Origin of the sequence: Lawsonibacter sp. (genome assembly GCF_022777125.1) — a bacterium.
GTDB classification, from domain to species: domain Bacteria; phylum Bacillota; class Clostridia; order Oscillospirales; family Oscillospiraceae; genus Lawsonibacter_A; species Lawsonibacter_A hominis.
The window spans coordinates 1-15,318 of record NZ_JALFGV010000167.1 but is presented as its reverse complement, the minus strand read 5'-3'; the positions used below and the strand labels follow the sequence as shown (position 1 = coordinate 15,318).

Sequence of the window (15,318 nt, the reverse complement as noted above, 5' to 3'; positions counted from 1 at the left end):
TTTTATAACAGGCCTTCGCAGGCAGGCCGTGTTACCGCTTCAGCTCTGCGCGTCGGGCATGAGGGCGGCCTTGCGTTTTTCACTGGCCGTCTCCTGCCGCGCCTGCCGCACGTTGACGACGAGCAGCAGGGCGAACACGCATACGAACATCAGGGTGGACAGCGCGTTGATCTCAGGCGTGACGGGCTTTTTGACCATGGTATAGATCTCCACGGCCAGGGTGGTCACGCCGGAACCCTTGGTAAAATAGCTGATGACAAAATCGTCGATGGACATGGTAAAGGCGATGATCATGCCGTTGAGCACGCCGGGCAGGATCTCCGGCAGGATGACCCGCCGGAAGGCGTACAGGCCGGAGGCCCCCAGGTCCTGGGCGGCCTCGTAGATATTGGGGTCCAGCTGACGCAGCTTGGGCATCACCGACAGGATCACATAGGGCGCGTCAAAGGTGATATGGGCGATGAGCAGCGTGCCGAAGCCCATCCGCCAGCGCAGGCCCAGGGCCTGACTGATGGGGCTGGCGTTGAACAGGCCGATGGCGAAGACGAACAGGAGCATCATCGACACGCCGGTAATGATATCCGCGTTGGTCAGGGGGATGTTGTTCACGGCCAGGCAGACCCCCCGGCTCCGGCGGCGCATGCTGTAAAAACCGATGGCGGCGGCGGTGCCCAGCAGGGTGGCGATGACCGCCGCCAGCACCGAGAGGATCAGGGTGGTGCGCAGAGCCCCCAGCAGGCGGGTATCCTGAAAGAGCTCCAGATACCACTGGAGGGAAAAGCCCTCCCAGACCCGGTTGCTCCGCCCGGAGTTAAAGGAGAAGATGATGAGCAGGGCGATGGGGGCGTAGAGGAACAGGTATACCAGAATGGTAAAGACCCGGGACGGAATCCGGCGCTTGCTCACAGGACCGCCACCCCCTCTTCTCCCTCGCCGAAGCGGTTCATGACCGCCATGCACACCAGAACGATGACCATCATCACCAGGGCGATGGCCGAGCCCAGGTGGGGATTATAGGCGTTGCCCAGGAACTGCATTTCGATCAGATCGCCCAGCAGCAGGGTCTTGCCGCCGCCCAGCAGGCGGGACAGGGCAAAGGTGGACACCGAGGGGATGAATACCATGGTCACCCCGGAGAGCACCCCGGGCAGGGACAGGGGGAAGATCACCTTGCGGAAGACCATGGCGCTGTTGGCCCCCAGGTCCTGGGCCGCCTCAATGACCTTGGGGTCGATCTTGTCGATGACCGAGAAGATGGGCATGATCATGAAGGGCAGAAAATTATAGACCATCCCCAGCACGATGGCCCCCTGGGTGTTGATCATGTGGAAGCAGGTCAGATCCGTGCCGAAGAGGGTGTTGATAAGGCGGAAAAAGCCGATGCCGCTCAAGAACTGGTTGATCAGCCCGTTGTCGTCCAGCAGGGACATCCAGGCATAGGTCCGCAGCAGGAAGTTCATCCACATGGGCAGCATGATGAGCATCATGGCCACCTTGCGCACCAGCACGCCCTCCTTGGACAAAAAATAGGCCAGGGGGTAGCCGATGAGGATGCAGATGACGGTGGCCGTGACGGCCAGCACAAAGGAGTGCCGGAAGGCGGGGAAATACTGCCCCATATTGCTGAAATTGGACAGCGTGACGCCGCCGTCCTTGGCGGTGAAGGCGTACACCACAATCAAAAGCAGCGGCGCGATGACGAAGACGGCCATCCAGACCACATAGGGGATGGCAAGCGACCTATTCCGCATCCTCGTCCTCCCCCTCGTCCGGGCCCTCGTTGAGCTCGTCGTACTCGGCGGAGTAGGAGCTGTAATCTCCGAACATGCCGGAGTACGGGCTCTTCTTCATGATGTGGAAGCCGTCCGGGTCGATCTTCACCCCGATGCGGGAGCCCACCTCGGAATAGTCGGTGGTCTGGATGAGCCATTTAAAGCCGCGGAAGTCCACGATGGTATCATAGTGGACGCCCTTGAAGGTGACCTCGGTAACGGTGCCGGTGAGCTGGCCCTGCGCCTCGGGCACGATATCGATATCCTCGGGCCGGATGACTACGTCCACCGGCTCGCCGGGCGCAAAGCCCTTGTCCAGGCACTGGAAGCGGCGGCCGTACATACCCACGACATAGTCCTCGTGCATCACGCCGTCGATGATGTTGCTCTCTCCGATAAAGTCGGCCACGAAGGCGTTTTTGGGCTCGTTATAAATGTCCTCAGGGGTGCCGATCTGCTGGATCTTGCCCTGATTCATCACCACGATGGTGTCGCTCATGGTCAGGGCCTCTTCCTGATCGTGGGTCACGTAGATAAAGGTGATGCCCACCTGCTGCTGGATGCGCTTGAGCTCGATCTGCATGTCCTTGCGCAGCTTCAGGTCCAGCGCGCCCAGCGGCTCGTCCAGCAGCAGCACCTGGGGCCGGTTGACGATAGCGCGGGCGATGGCCACCCGCTGCTGCTGGCCGCCGGAGAGGGAGTTGACCGAGCGCTTGCCGTAGCCGGCCAGGTTGACCAGGGTCAGGGCCTCCTCGACCCGGCGGCGGAGCTCGTCCTCCGGCGTCTTGGCGATGCGCAGACCGAAGGCCACGTTTTCAAAAATATTCATATGGGTAAACAGGGCGTACTTCTGGAAGACCGTGTTGACCTTCCGCTTATGGGGCGGCACGTCGTTGATCCGCGCGCCGTCAAAGAACACGTCGCCCGAGGTGGGCTTCTGAAAGCCGCCGATGATGCGCAGCATGGTGGTCTTGCCGCACCCGGAGGGGCCCAGCAGCGTGAGAAATTCCTTATCGTTGATATACAGGTTAATGTGGTCCAGAATGACGTCCTCGTCAAACCTCATCACGCAATCCGACAGGCGGATCAGCTCCTTGGACATGTATCCTCCCCCGTTTCGTTTGGAATCATGACGTAAGAAAAGGCGTACCCCACCGGCGGTTGGGTACGCCCTTTTGACGAATCAAATCATATATGGTATTGCGGGAAAAGTCAATAAAAAACTACAAGGTTTTGCAGGGATTTTACAGGGGGCGTCTGTCGGGCGAAGGGGGTTTCCCCGGCGGGAGATTTTTGGTATGATAAAAAAACAGGAGGAAGGAGGCGGAGCGGGGATGACGCGGAAGGAGGAACGGGAGTGGGCGTGGTTTGACGGACAGTTCCGGCGGCATTATCCCACCATGCTCCGCCTGACGGCCCGGCAGCTGCGGGATCCGGCGCGGGCGGAGGAGCTGGTGCAGGACGCGTTCGAGCTGTTTTGGCAGAAGCGCGCGCAGCTGCGGGAGCACCCTAACCCCGGGGGCTGGCTGATGAAGACGCTGCAATTCCTGATCCGGAACGAGGCCCGCTCTGCCGGGGAGCGGCTGACGCAGCCCCTGGACGGCATGGCGCTGGAGCGCGCCGCGGCCCCGCCGGAGCGGCGGGAGCCGCTGGCGGAGGCGCTGCCGCCGGGCTTGGCGGAGGGGGAGCGGGCGCTTTTGATCTGGTTTTACGAGGAAGAGCGGAGCTGCGGGGAGATCGCCGCCCGGCTGGGGATCTCCGAGTCCCTGTGCCGCATGCGCCTGACCCGCGCCCGGCGGCGCTGCCGGGCGCTGTGGGAGGCGCAGGGCGGCCCCGACGGATCAGGGGCGAAAAAAATTTTTTAAAAAAGTTTTGATTTTTCTGTTGCGAAATCCGCAGCTGAATACATAAACGCTTAGGAGGTGTGAACGATGGCGGAAGACCGGCGGGACCTTTTTGGCGCGGGCGGACCCGATGCGGCTCCCAATCCCAGCCATCTGCGGGAGAAGACGGCGGAAGAGCTGCTGAACGAGCTGGAGGTGGAGTTAGATGATATGAGCGAAGCGGACTATGACCAGGCGTGGGTGGACGCCTACTTGGACGAGCTGGACCGGCGGGAGCCGCCGGGGGCGGACGCTGCGGCGGAACCCGCGCTGGAGCGCTTTCACGCCGCCCACGCCGCAGCGTCCCATATGGCCCGCCGCCAGAGGGGGCGGGCCATGAAAACCGCTGCCTGCCTGATTCTGGTCTGCGGACTGTCGCTGGGCGGACTGCTGGCCGTCAGCCCCGGTGTGCGGGCGTGGACAAAAAATGTATTTGTCCAGTGGTTTGAGGACTATTTCTATATCGCATACGCCGGGCAGCAGGCCGAAGGAGTCAAAGCGTCCGATTGGCGGCCCGCCTATGTGCCGGATGGATTTGAGACCGTGGATACGCAGGACGAGGCGTTCTCAATTACCTATGAGAACAGTGACGGGGTCTGGATTAAGTTCCGCTGCACAACGGTTGCCGTGGCCGGGGACAGCGAGCGTGGGACCTTTTCTGAGATTACGGTTCAGGGGAAGCCGGCTATGCTGATGCTTGCCGATGCGCCGGGTGATTGGAACGCCGTGACCTGGGCGGATGAGGAGTACGGATTTTTGTTCGACATTACCTCTTCCTACGACTACAAGGAACTGATTCGCATGGCGGAGAGCGTGGAGCTGGTTTTAGAGCCGGAATAGGAGGCGGGCGAGGAGGGCGCAGAAGAAATGAAAAAGGCCGTTATGAAATCGTGTGCTGCTGCGTTATGGTAAGGGAAGGGTGCGTATGAAGCGGAACAGGGGCGCATTGACGCCTCAAAACCAAACGAAAGAAAGGAAGCAGAAACAATGAAGAAAAAGCGGTATCTTTTGGCCGCGGTAGTGGTCGCGCTGTTTGCGCTTGCCTGTACGGCGGCTGCGGCCGAGCCGGAGGTGGAAGCGCCGGAGCAGAGCGCATACCTGGGGGATGTGGAGGTGATGTACGTTCCGGAGTGGGATTGCTATGTCATCACAACGGAGACCGGCTCGCCCGCGCATGAGTATGTTTCCACCCAGGTGAGCGCGGCGAACGCCACGCGAGCCAATCCGGAGAAAGAAACGAGCAAGGACTTTACCCATACGATGGTGGACAGCGCAGGGAATCTGATCGCCACGCTGGATGTGAAGGTGTATGGGATCTACTCTCAGGCGGATGGAGAGGCGCAGATCACCAATATCACCTGGAGGACGACGCCCACCGTGTCCGGGATGACCTTCCGCAAGGTACTCAATGGGGAAACGGGCACTCTGTACGTGAAGTACAATCAGAAGGAAATCGGGTTTACCTATCGTATTTACACGAACGGGACGATCTCCAGAGACTAAGGGCCCAGCGGGTATGGCTGGGTACGGGGAATGACGGGATCCGCCTGACGCAGTAAGCGGCGGCCTTCCCATTGCAGATGCGCAAACGTTCTGCATCTCTCTGGCCCGGGTGCGGGTTAGACCAAGCCCTATCTGACGGATCTTGTGACGGCAAGAAGCTGAAGACTCCAACGCTCCCGGCGAAAGCAGCCCGCCGGCTTCACCAACAAAATCGATGCGCCGCCCCGGAGGAGGGGCGGCGCATTTTTAAGGCATCACAGCACAATTCCCCGCGCACGTCTTGGCGGCCAATTTGCCCCACAAATGCGTTGTAAAACCTTGCAATACGCAAAGTATTCCTGCGGTTTTGCGCCTTTTTGCGGCACAAATTTTCGCGCCAATCCGCACGCGTTGAATGATGCGGTGATGCCTTGCATTTTTTAAAAAATTTTCAAAAAGCACGTAATGAAAACGCTCGCTGAAACGTTATTGGAATGAGGGCGTCCGGCAGGGCGGAAAAAAATTCTGAAAAAAGATGAGATTCTTGTTGCGAAACGCTCATCCTGATACATATAAACAGTGAGAGCGACAAAAGGGAGTCCTCTTCGCTTTCAAATATGTACGATAAAGGAGGTCGTTCGCATCCAGGTCTCCCTAAGACAACAAGATAGTTTAGGAAGGAAGGTTTCATGGTGAAACTGCGTAAACTGGTCAGTACCCTGTGCGCCTTCGCCCTGCTTCTCTCTGCTCTACTGTGTTCCGCCGCCGCCGCTGATGTACGAGGCACTCAACGCTCAGCCTTTGCGGGGCAGACCATTGACTGTAAAATCGTTGATGCAACGACGGGTGAAGAGCAGGTAGTTTATCTTGCAATTCCCACACATGCAACGGCAGACGAGCAGCAGGCTATTATCGATGCGGCAATCAAGGATGCACTTGGAATTCCAACACTGTTTTATGACCCGGACACGACTGGGGCATTCCCCATTAGTAAAAAGTATAACCTTGGGATTTCCGCTAACGCTTCCGTATCTTTGGGAAGCGGCACTTTGGATGGCAACATGAGCATTATCTACTGTGAATTCGTCAATCACAACGCCTCTTCCGGCACGAATGTGACTGTGACTTTCCGCAACAGAACGCAGAGTGGCATTTCCAATGTTTCTGCTAATATCAGCGGCACACGGGTCACTGTCTTTGTCACTCGTTTGCAGGATGGCTTCCCTATGTCCAGCGGAGACAGCATTTCGGTGACCGGTGTGTCGAACAAGACCTTTACCAGCAACGTTTACATTTCTTCCATCTAACATCGGTAGACTGATGTGGCGTGGGACGGCTGAGGCCGTCCTACCCCAAAATAAAAGGAGGTAAGCTATGAGGCATCCATTTCGGGCGCGCCTGTCCGCCCTGCTTTTCACCGCCGCCTTGCTGGCGGGCTTCTGCGTCTCCTACGCCGCCCCGGCGGCGCAGAGCGTCCACGTCCCGGTCTGGCGGGGAAGCGTCTACGTCAACAGCGCCGTAGCGGCGATTTTAGACGAGGAAGACAACATGCAGGAGCTGTTCAGCTACAACGGCACGATTTACATCCCCCTGCGTCAGGCGGGGGCCTGGATGGGCAAGCAGGTGGACTGGGATCAGCAGGGCAAAACGGTAGTCCTGTCCGGACGGACCACGGCCCGCGTCCTGGCCGCAGAGGAGGCGACCGGGAACCAGCAGACTCCCAGTGAGCGGGCCGAGAAGGAGGAGCGGGAGAAAAACGGCATCGACATCCAGATCTGCCCCGACATCACCGTGACCATGGATGGGGTAGAACAGCGCTTCCACAACGTCAAGGGCGAGCGGGTGTACCCCGCCGTCTATGACCAGCGGGTCTATCTGCCGGTGCGCAGCATTGGGACGTTGATGGGGATGGAAGTCACCTATTACAGTGCCCCCGACCGGGGAGACGGCTGCGTATTTTTAAAGACCCCCTGGGCCGAAGGGGAGCGGGCCGTCCTGGAGGCCTATCTGGAGGAGGTAAGACCCATCCTGGCGGAGCTGGAGGGCGGCTTTCTGCGGGCGGTGGAGGAGCCGGACAAGGCCCAGGCCAAGGCCGCTCTCCCTCTGGTGGAGGCGCTGGCGGCTCTGGAAATTCCCCAATCTGAGTTTGCCCAATACCGCTTGGAGCAGTGTATCCGCCCCCTCATTGAGCAGGTACGCGCCGCGCTGGAGCGCTATCTTGCCGACGGAGCGGTGGGGGACTATGACGCTGCGGTGAGTGACGGCACCCAGCTTTCCAGCTATTATGTCAACTTGCACAACGTTATGCTGCAGGACATGGCCCGATACGACTGGCCCGTAGTCCCCACTGCGTAGGAACCGCATGCGCAGCCGGTCCGGCGGCGCGATTTTAAAAATTTTTATGGCCAAAGGAAGGGAACCGAATATGAAACGAAGCAGTTTGATCCGAAGCCTGTGCGCCTGCCTGTGCGCGGGGCTGCTGGCGGGTTCCTGCACGGCCTACGCCGCCGGGATGCAGGAGCAGGCCCGGACCGTCCGCGTGCCCGTCCCCTATGCGATGGAGAGGCAGGACGAGGGACCTTCCTTATACCTATCTGAGCGGGCGGGTTTACCTGCGCAAGCCCCTGGCGGCGGAGGGGCGCGCTGCGCTGCTGCAAATCCTGCCCGGCAGCGACCGCTGGCCGCTGGAATAGGCCGGGCCTGCGTATAAGCTATGAATATTGTTGTAGGAATCTGCCTATTTGTGTTTCCCTTTTTGTTTGCGAAATTGATGATCTCCATTCACAAGCTGGAGGAGACAGAGAAGGGCCTCGGGCCGGTACCGTATTGCTTTGTGATGGGGATTATGCTGATTATCATCTGGCTGTATGGATGAAGGAAAACGGCCGGGAGCGGGCGCGGCACGCGCCAAAACAAAGCCTGCCCGCTCCCGCTTACTCGCCCGGGAAATACGCTTCCACGAAATCCACGTGTTCCACGGTGAAGGCCCTGCCCTTCAGATACTCCAGCATCCCGGCGTCGGTGGAAAAGGAAAAGACCAGCTTGTAGGAGTACAGCGCCTGAAAGGCGCGGCCATAGCGCTTGTTGTCCCGTTCCCGGCCGTATTTGCCGTCTCCCAGCAGAGGGTGGCCCGCCGCGGCGAACTGGGCGCGGATCTGATGGGTGCGGCCGGTGAGCAGCTCGCACTCCACCAGAGAGAGCCCGTCCGCCGTTTTCAGGGTCTTATATAAGGTGGCGGCGCTCTTCCCCCCGGGCACCGGCTTGCGGTATACCGTCACCCGCGCCTTATCTTCGTCCTTGAGCAGAAAGCCCTCCAGCTTTCCCGCAGGGGGGCTCATACGCCCGTGGAGGACTGCCAGATAAAATTTTCCGATCTCGCGGTCCCGGATCTTCTGGTTGAGGATGCGCAGGGTCTCGGCATTTTTGGCGGCCAGGACGATCCCGCCGGTATTGCGGTCGATGCGGTTGCACAGGGCGGGGGCGAAGGAGTGCTCGTCCCGGGGGTTCCACTCCTTTTTTTGATAAAGGTAGGCCTGGATATGGGTGATCAGGGTGTTGACCTTTTCCTGTTCGTCGGCGTGGCACAGCAGGCCCGGCCGTTTGTTGAGCAGCAGCAGGTTTTCATCCTCATACACGATGTCCAGCCGGGGCTGGAAGACCGAGAGAAAGGCGTTGTCCTCCCGGGGGGCGTCAAAAAACTCATCGTTGATGTATAATTGCAGCCGGTCCCCTTCCTGCAGGCGCACGTCCCGCTGGGAGCCTTTCCCGTTGACCTTGACCCGCTTGAGGCGGATATACTTCTGGGCCAGGGGCGCGGGGAGCAGGGGGAGGGTCTTGGCCAGCCAGCGGTCCAGCCGCTGGCCGGCGTCATTTTTTCCGATCACAAACTCCTTCATGGGGCGATTCTCCTAAAACGTCTTACTTGGGGAACGATCCCCTCGGCGGACAGGGGGCAGCACGCCGTCCTCCGCTTCCTCGCCGGCGCCGGTTTTTGCCGCGAAAAACCGTGTTATCCCTGTTTCCCTGAAAATAGTATACCATATTTTATGGAAAAGGGAAAAAGTATTTGACATCATCCGAAATTTTGAGTATAATGTCCGCTGTACCATTGTGAGAGGTGTGCCATGCGACTGAATCTCCGCGACATCATCCATACGCCCGGCGCGGCGCTGCCCTTTGCGTTTGCGCTGGATCTGTCCGGGCTGGATTTTTACGGAGAGCGCCCGTTCACCCAGCCGGCGCAGGTGTCCGGCAGCGTGCGCAATATGGCCGACGCTCTGCTGCTCACCGGCACGGCGCAGACCGTTCTGGACCTGAAGTGCGACCGCTGCCTCAGGCCCTTCCGGCAGGAGCTGTCCCTCCCGGTAGAGACTCTTCTGGCGGAGACGCTGGAGGATGAGGAGAACGACGCGATCGTCCTTTTGGAGAACGGCGAAGTCGATTTGGACGAACTGTTCACCACGGCGCTGGTGCTGGCCATGGATTCCAAGCATGTCTGCCGCGCGGACTGCAAGGGACTGTGTCCCCGCTGCGGGGCCGACCTGAACGAAGGCCCCTGCGCCTGCAGGCCCGAAACCGATCCACGTTTGGCTGCGCTTGCGCAGCTGTTGGATAAAGAAGACTGAGTCATTTGCCCGGCCAGGGCATGAACCTAAGGAGGTGTCATAGATGGCAGTCCCTAAGAGTAAAGTGTCCTAGCAGCGCCGGAACAAGCGCCGCAGCTCCGTTTGGAAGCTGGAGACGCCCGGCGTCACCACCTGCCCCAAGTGCGGTGCGTTCCGCCTTCCCCATCGGATGTGCAAGAGCTGCATGAGCTATAATGGCCATGAGTTCGGCAGCGCCGAGGCCGCGGCGAAGTAAATAGCCTGCAAAAAGCAAGAGGGGGAGGCCCCTCTTTCTTTTTGCGCGAAAATCCGACGTGCGGCCGTCCGGCCGCCCCTTCCTTGATTTTGCCAAATGCCTGTGATATGATAGCGGAACAAGAGAGGCCGCTCCCAAACGCAGCGGGCAGCGACCCCAACGGCAGGCGGAAGGGGCAATGGCCGGCCCGGATGCGCCGGGAGCACGGCGCGTCGCTGCGCCATGATCTGTAAGGACGGGCCGCCGATCAGAGCGTCTGCTGGTCGGCGGCTCGTAGAGCAAGTATCCCTTTTGCGGCAAATGGGATACACGGATCCCGGGATGGATCCGCGCGGGCGGCGGGGCGCCCGCCCCAAAAGGCCGGAGCCCGGCCGGGGGAGCGCGCGGTCCCCTGCCGCAGCAGTACGCAGAACGCAAGGCATCACGCCGGAGAGGGAGGCGACGCGCAAGACATGAGCATGACACGCATACAGTCGGTCGATCCCCACAGCCCGGCCAAGCGGGCCGGGGTACGGCCGGGGGAGACCCTGACCCATGTGAACGGCCGCCCCATTGTGGATGTGCTGGATTATAAATTTTATACCTACGATCCGCGCCTGAGTCTGACCCTGTGCGGGTCGGACGGGCGGGAGCGTACCGTACGGGTGCGCAAGGAGGAGGGGGAGGACCTGGGGCTCAACTTCCAGACCTATCTGATGGACAAGGCCCGCTCCTGCGCCAACCGCTGTATCTTCTGTTTTGTGGACCAGATGCCCCCCGGCATGCGTGAGACCCTTTATTTTAAGGACGACGACGCCCGGCTCTCCTTTCTGCTGGGCAACTATATCACGCTGACCAATCTCTCGCAGCGGGAGGTGGAACGGATCGCCGCGCTGCGCATCAGTCCCATCAACATCTCCGTCCACGCCACAGAGCCGGAGCTGCGGCAGGCTATGCTCAAGCACCGCCGGGCCGGGGAGTGCCTGGCGATCATGGAGCGCTTTGCGCGGGCGGGCATCACCATGAACGCGCAGGTGGTGGCCTGCCCCGGCATCAACGACGGGCCGGCCCTGGACCGCACGCTGAACGATCTGGGCGGGCTCTGGCCTGCGGTCAGCAGCGTGGCGGTGGTGCCGGTCGGGGTGACCCGCTTCCGGGAGGGCCTGTGCAGGATCGACCCCTATACCCCGCAGCAGGCCGCCGCCGTCATCGATCAGGTGGAGGCCTTTGCCGCCGCCTTCGCTGAGGCGCATGATACCGCAATGGCCTGGTGTTCCGACGAGTTTTACCTGATCGCCGGGCGGGCGCTGCCGGAGAAGGCCTACTATGAAGGCATGGTGCAGCTGGAAAACGGCGTGGGGATGCTGCGCCTGCTCACCAGTCAGGCGGCCATGGCGCTGGACGGCGCCCGGGCCGGCGCGGAGTGCACGCCCTTTTCCATTGCCACCGGGGTATCCGCCGCCCCTTTTTTACAGGAAATCATTGACATGGCCCGGAAAACGTGCGGTAATATAAGGGGGACGGTCTACCCGGTGCGCAACCGCTTTTTTGGGGAGACCATTACGGTATCCGGCCTCATCACCGGCCGGGATTTGATGGAACAGCTCCGGGGCCGGGCGCTGGGAGAGCGGCTGCTGATCCCCGCAAACATGCTGCGTACCGGGGAGCGGGTCTTTCTGGACGACGTGACGGTAGCACAGTTGGAGCAGGCGCTGGGCGTGCCGGTGATCCCGGTGCCCGCGGAAAGCGGGTTTGACCTGGTGGACGCCATCCTGGGGCTGGAGGTGGAGGCGCCCGCCTACGCCCTGCCGCCGGAGGACGAATACTACCGGTATAATCCGGGAACTTAAGGACCAAAATGACCGTGATAACAGGAATGAGAGGGATAGGATGAAACCCTTAGTCGCCATTGTGGGCCGGCCCAATGTGGGCAAGTCCATGCTTTTTAACAAACTGGTGGGCCAGCGGTTATCCATCGTGGAGGACACTCCGGGCGTGACCCGGGACCGGCTGTATGCCGAGGCGGAGTGGCTCAACCGGAAATTTGACCTGGTGGATACCGGCGGGATCGAGCCCTCCGCCGACAGCGAGATCCTGGCTTTTATGCGGGAGCAGGCGGAGATCGCCATTCAGAACGCCACGGTCATCGTGTTCCTCTGCGATATCAAGACCGGCCTGACCGCCTCCGATCAGGAGGTGGCCAACCTGCTGCTGCGCTCGGGCAAGCCGGTGGTGCTGGCGGTAAACAAAATGGACCAGGTGGGACAGACCAACCCGGACATCTATGAATTTTATAATCTGGGCCTGGGCGACCCCATTCCGGTCTCCGCCGTCCACGGCCACGGGACCGGAGAGCTGTTGGACGAGTGTATGAAATACTTCCCCCCCGAGGAGGCGGAAGCACCGGAGGACGACGTGATCAAGGTAGCCGTCATCGGCAAGCCCAACGTGGGCAAGTCCTCTCTCATCAACCGCATCCTGGGGGAGCAGCGGGTCATTGTCAGCGATGTGGCAGGTACGACCCGGGACGCGGTAGACAGCTATTTTGAGAATCAGAAGGGCAAATACCGCCTGATCGACACGGCGGGCATGCGCAAAAAGTCCAAGGTGGACGACCGCATTGAGAAGTTTTCCGTCCTCCGTTCCACCATGGCCATTGAGCGCTGTGACGTGTGCCTGATCCTCATCGACGCTCAGGAGGGCGTTACCGAGCAGGATACCAAGGTGGCCGGCCTGGCCCATGAGGCAGGCAAGGCCTGTATCATTGTGGTCAACAAATGGGATGCGGTGGAAAAGGACGACAAGACCATGGACCGGATGCGCCAGGACGTGCGCCGGGATCTGAGCTATATGACCTACGCGCCCGTCGTGTTCATCTCCGCCCTGACGGGCCAGCGGGTGGACCGGCTGTTCGATCTGATCAACTACGTCAACGATCAGGCGTCCCTGCGCATCACCACCGGCATGCTCAACACGGTCCTGGCCGACGCCACCGCCCGGGTGCAGCCGCCTACGGATAAGGGACGCCGGCTGAAGATCTACTATATGACCCAAATCGGCGTCAAGCCGCCCCACTTCGTCTGTTTCTGCAACGACGCAAAGCTGTTTCATTTTTCCTATCAGCGCTATCTGGAAAATCAGATCCGTTCCACCTTTGGCCTGGAGGGTACGCCGATCAGGCTGACCATCCGGCAGAAGGGCGACAAGGAGGGGTGACAGGCGTGGGCAACGAATCGTCGCTGGGCTTTTTCGGACTGATGTACTGGCTTCACCACGAGGGCGGAGGCATTACGGTAGCGCTGGCGCTGCTGCTGATGCTGGCGGCCGCGGCGGCGGCCTATTTTCTGGGCTGCTTCAACGGGGCGGTCATCGTTTCCAAATATATCCTGCGGGACGACGTGCGCAAGCATGGCAGCGGCAACGCGGGACTGACCAACTTTTATCGCACGTTCGGCGGACCGCTGACGGTTGTGGTCATCCTGACCGACGTGCTCAAGGCTGTTGCGGCCGTGCTTGTCGGCATGGTCCTCTTCCGCGTCATTGGAACTCAGGCGATGGAGACCGCGGGAAAGTATTGGGCGGGCACCTTCTGCCTGTTGGGTCACATGTTTCCCTGCATGTTCAAATTCAAGGGCGGTAAGGGTATCCTGTCCGGGGGCACCATCGCTCTGATGGTCGACTGGCGGATCGCCCTGGTGGTCTGGGGAGGCTTTCTGGTGCTGGCCATCCTGACCAAGTGGGTCTCTCTGGGGTCCATCTGGGCGGGCGCGTCCTTCCCCTTTGCCACTTGGTTTGTCTATCATGACTTGTTTACGCTGCTGTTGGCCGCCGCTTGCGGCGCGCTGGTGGTATGGAAGCACCGGGGCAACCTGAAGCGCATCCTGGCTGGAACGGAGTCCAAATTCAGTTTTCATCGCAAGAAGGAAGGGGAGCGGAAACCATGAAGATCGCGGTTATGGGCAGCGGGGGCTGGGGGACGGCCCTGGCTATGGTCTTGCTGGAAAACGGCCATGACGTGACCCTGTGGTCGTATACGCAGGAGGAGTCCGCCGTTCTGCGTGAGAAGCGGGAAAACCCCATGCTGAAGGGAGTGCCGCTGCCGGAGAAGCTCCATTTGACCTGGGATGCAGACTGTGTGCGGGACTGCGGGGTCGTGGTGCTGGCGACCCCCTCCTTCGCTGTGCGGACGACCGCGCGGTCGATCGCGCCGCTGCTGGATCCCGGCGCGGTGCTGATCTCCGTGTCGAAGGGCATTGAAAAGGATACGTCCCTGACCCTGACTGCCGCCATCGCGGAGGAAGTGGGAGAAGGGCATCCCATCGTGGCGCTGTCCGGCCCTTCCCATGCGGAGGAGGTGGGCCGGCATGTGCCTACCGTGGTCGTTTCCGCCTCACGGGACCGGGCGGCTGCCGAGCAGGTCCAGGACCTGTTTATGAACGAACGGTTCCGGGTATATGCCTCCGATGATGTGGTGGGCGTAGAGCTGGGCGCGGCGCTGAAAAATGTCATCGCCCTGTGTGCCGGGATCTGTGATGGAATGGGCTTTGGAGACAATACCAAAGCGGCGCTGATGACCCGCGGATTGACCGAGATCGCCCGGCTGGGCGTGGCGATGGGCGGACGCAGGGAGACCTTTGCGGGACTCTCCGGGGTGGGGGACCTGATCGTCACCTGTACTTCCATGCACTCCCGAAATCGCCGCTGCGGGATCCTGATCGGACAGGGTACGCCGACCCGGCAGGCGGTCCAGGAGATCGGCGCCGTAGTGGAGGGTTACTATGCCGCCGCCACTGCCAAAGCGCTGGCAGAAAAGGCGCAGGTGGAGATGCCCATCACGGAGGCGGCCTACCAGGTGCTTTATCAGGGGAAGGACCCGCATGCGGTCATACATGAACTGATGACCCGCGACCGGAAACACGAGCTGGAGGACAGCTGGGTGTAGTGAAAAAAGCAGGGAAAAATGAAAAAAGTACTTGCATCGAGCACTAAAGTATGTTAATATAATCAAGCCGTCTGAATCAGGCGGCAATTTCCGGGTGTGGCGAAGTTTGGTATCGCGCTTGAATGGGGTTCAAGAGGCCGCTGGTTCGAATCCAGTCACTCGGACCAAGGGTAAGTCCTTATGGGACTTACCCTTTTTTATTTTATAAGTTTTATTTTTTGTTGCATGGAAACGTGCAATTTTTTGTTATTTGCACCCTGCCGATAAGGTAAAATAAGTTGCGCAAATATAAAAGAGGATAAAAAGAGACATGGTTTGCAGAACTCTGGTAGAATGAAGTTGCGACACACCATTCTGAAAGGAGTCTGTAAACCATGTCCGAGAAAATTGTACAACTGAA

The 15,318-nt window shown here is 60.1% G+C and carries 14 protein-coding genes, 1 tRNA gene and 1 pseudogene; 12 read left to right on the top strand and 4 right to left on the bottom strand.

Going from position 1 to position 15,318, the window contains the following annotated elements; all coding sequences use genetic code 11:
• Positions 1-39: 39 nt before the first annotated feature.
• From MR825_RS13825 to MR825_RS13815, 3 genes are read right to left on the bottom strand one after another with little or no spacing between them, the layout of a single operon-like run.
• Entirely contained in the window at positions 40-906 is an 867-nt protein-coding gene (locus MR825_RS13825) for an ABC transporter permease (RefSeq protein WP_256176058.1), read from the bottom strand.
• Positions 903-1,751 carry an ABC transporter permease gene (locus MR825_RS13820; RefSeq protein ID WP_186908548.1) on the bottom strand — a complete coding sequence of 283 codons (849 nt, stop codon included), beginning with the start codon at positions 1,749-1,751 and terminating at the stop codon, positions 903-905. Before MR825_RS13820 ends, MR825_RS13825 begins: the two co-directional genes overlap by 4 nt.
• Positions 1,741-2,874, bottom strand: coding sequence for an ABC transporter ATP-binding protein (locus tag MR825_RS13815; protein WP_186908549.1), 1,134 nt, complete (start codon positions 2,872-2,874; stop codon positions 1,741-1,743). The genes MR825_RS13820 and MR825_RS13815 overlap by 11 nt, the downstream gene beginning before the upstream one ends.
• 196 nt (positions 2,875-3,070) lie before the next feature.
• On the opposite strand from MR825_RS13815, the gene MR825_RS13810 reads away from it, so the two are divergent.
• The 5 genes from MR825_RS13810 (at position 3,071) to MR825_RS13790 (ending at position 7,492) form a co-directional block, all read left to right on the top strand.
• Positions 3,071-3,637, top strand: a complete 567-nt coding sequence (locus MR825_RS13810; protein ID WP_287881227.1) for an RNA polymerase sigma factor — start codon at positions 3,071-3,073, stop codon at positions 3,635-3,637.
• Between the two features lie 66 nt (positions 3,638-3,703).
• Positions 3,704-4,495, top strand: coding sequence for a DUF4367 domain-containing protein (locus MR825_RS13805; protein WP_186908551.1), 792 nt, complete (start codon positions 3,704-3,706; stop codon positions 4,493-4,495).
• Between the two features lie 147 nt (positions 4,496-4,642).
• On the top strand, positions 4,643-5,158 hold the full coding sequence (locus MR825_RS13800) for a hypothetical protein (protein ID WP_186908552.1): 516 nt from the start codon (positions 4,643-4,645) through the stop codon (positions 5,156-5,158).
• Between the two features lie 668 nt (positions 5,159-5,826).
• On the top strand, positions 5,827-6,444 hold the full coding sequence (locus MR825_RS13795; protein ID WP_256176054.1) for a hypothetical protein: 618 nt from the start codon (positions 5,827-5,829) through the stop codon (positions 6,442-6,444).
• 67 nt (positions 6,445-6,511) lie between these two features.
• Positions 6,512-7,492: a stalk domain-containing protein gene (locus MR825_RS13790; protein ID WP_287881223.1), complete on the top strand. Its 981-nt coding sequence runs from the start codon at positions 6,512-6,514 to the stop codon at positions 7,490-7,492.
• A gap of 578 nt (positions 7,493-8,070) precedes the next feature.
• Here the strand turns inward: MR825_RS13790 and MR825_RS13785 are convergent.
• Complete coding sequence (locus tag MR825_RS13785; protein WP_186908556.1) at positions 8,071-9,033, bottom strand: RluA family pseudouridine synthase; 963 nt, start codon at positions 9,031-9,033, stop codon at positions 8,071-8,073.
• Positions 9,034-9,261: 228 nt separating this feature from the next.
• Between MR825_RS13785 and MR825_RS13780 the strand changes: the two genes are divergently transcribed.
• From MR825_RS13780 to MR825_RS13750, 7 genes and pseudogenes are all read left to right on the top strand, one after another.
• Positions 9,262-9,762: a YceD family protein gene (locus tag MR825_RS13780; protein ID WP_186908557.1), complete on the top strand. Its 501-nt coding sequence runs from the start codon at positions 9,262-9,264 to the stop codon at positions 9,760-9,762.
• Between the two features lie 85 nt (positions 9,763-9,847).
• Positions 9,848-9,997: pseudogene (gene rpmF / locus MR825_RS13775) on the top strand (50S ribosomal protein L32); the annotation flags it as partial.
• A gap of 452 nt (positions 9,998-10,449) precedes the next feature.
• Positions 10,450-11,826 (top strand): DUF512 domain-containing protein, encoded by a 1,377-nt coding sequence (locus MR825_RS13770; protein ID WP_287881221.1) that lies wholly within the window; start codon positions 10,450-10,452, stop codon positions 11,824-11,826.
• 40 nt (positions 11,827-11,866) lie between these two features.
• Positions 11,867-13,192 (top strand): ribosome biogenesis GTPase Der, encoded by a 1,326-nt coding sequence (der, locus tag MR825_RS13765; protein ID WP_186908560.1) that lies wholly within the window; start codon positions 11,867-11,869, stop codon positions 13,190-13,192.
• Between the two features lie 5 nt (positions 13,193-13,197).
• Complete coding sequence (locus MR825_RS13760; protein WP_256176051.1) at positions 13,198-13,920, top strand: glycerol-3-phosphate acyltransferase; 723 nt, start codon at positions 13,198-13,200, stop codon at positions 13,918-13,920.
• Positions 13,917-14,918 carry an NAD(P)H-dependent glycerol-3-phosphate dehydrogenase gene (locus MR825_RS13755; RefSeq protein WP_287881218.1) on the top strand — a complete coding sequence of 334 codons (1,002 nt, stop codon included), beginning with the start codon at positions 13,917-13,919 and terminating at the stop codon, positions 14,916-14,918. Before MR825_RS13760 ends, MR825_RS13755 begins: the two co-directional genes overlap by 4 nt.
• 90 nt (positions 14,919-15,008) lie before the next feature.
• Positions 15,009-15,085 (top strand) — tRNA-Pro (locus MR825_RS13750).
• Positions 15,086-15,318: the final 233 nt, after the last annotated feature.

Coding starts and splice junctions, on each gene's coding strand:
- MR825_RS13805 (WP_186908551.1), top strand. CDS start 3,704: ATGGCGGAAGACCGGCGGGACCTTTTTGGCGCGGGCGGACCCGATGCG.
- der (WP_186908560.1), top strand. CDS start 11,867: ATGAAACCCTTAGTCGCCATTGTGGGCCGGCCCAATGTGGGCAAGTCC.
- MR825_RS13795 (WP_256176054.1), top strand. CDS start 5,827: ATGGTGAAACTGCGTAAACTGGTCAGTACCCTGTGCGCCTTCGCCCTG.
- MR825_RS13755 (WP_287881218.1), top strand. CDS start 13,917: ATGAAGATCGCGGTTATGGGCAGCGGGGGCTGGGGGACGGCCCTGGCT.
- MR825_RS13820 (WP_186908548.1), bottom strand. CDS start 1,751: ATGCGGAATAGGTCGCTTGCCATCCCCTATGTGGTCTGGATGGCCGTC.
- MR825_RS13790 (WP_287881223.1), top strand. CDS start 6,512: ATGAGGCATCCATTTCGGGCGCGCCTGTCCGCCCTGCTTTTCACCGCC.
- MR825_RS13815 (WP_186908549.1), bottom strand. CDS start 2,874: ATGTCCAAGGAGCTGATCCGCCTGTCGGATTGCGTGATGAGGTTTGAC.
- MR825_RS13785 (WP_186908556.1), bottom strand. CDS start 9,033: ATGAAGGAGTTTGTGATCGGAAAAAATGACGCCGGCCAGCGGCTGGAC.
- MR825_RS13800 (WP_186908552.1), top strand. CDS start 4,643: ATGAAGAAAAAGCGGTATCTTTTGGCCGCGGTAGTGGTCGCGCTGTTT.
- MR825_RS13780 (WP_186908557.1), top strand. CDS start 9,262: ATGCGACTGAATCTCCGCGACATCATCCATACGCCCGGCGCGGCGCTG.
- MR825_RS13810 (WP_287881227.1), top strand. CDS start 3,071: ATGATAAAAAAACAGGAGGAAGGAGGCGGAGCGGGGATGACGCGGAAG.
- MR825_RS13770 (WP_287881221.1), top strand. CDS start 10,450: ATGAGCATGACACGCATACAGTCGGTCGATCCCCACAGCCCGGCCAAG.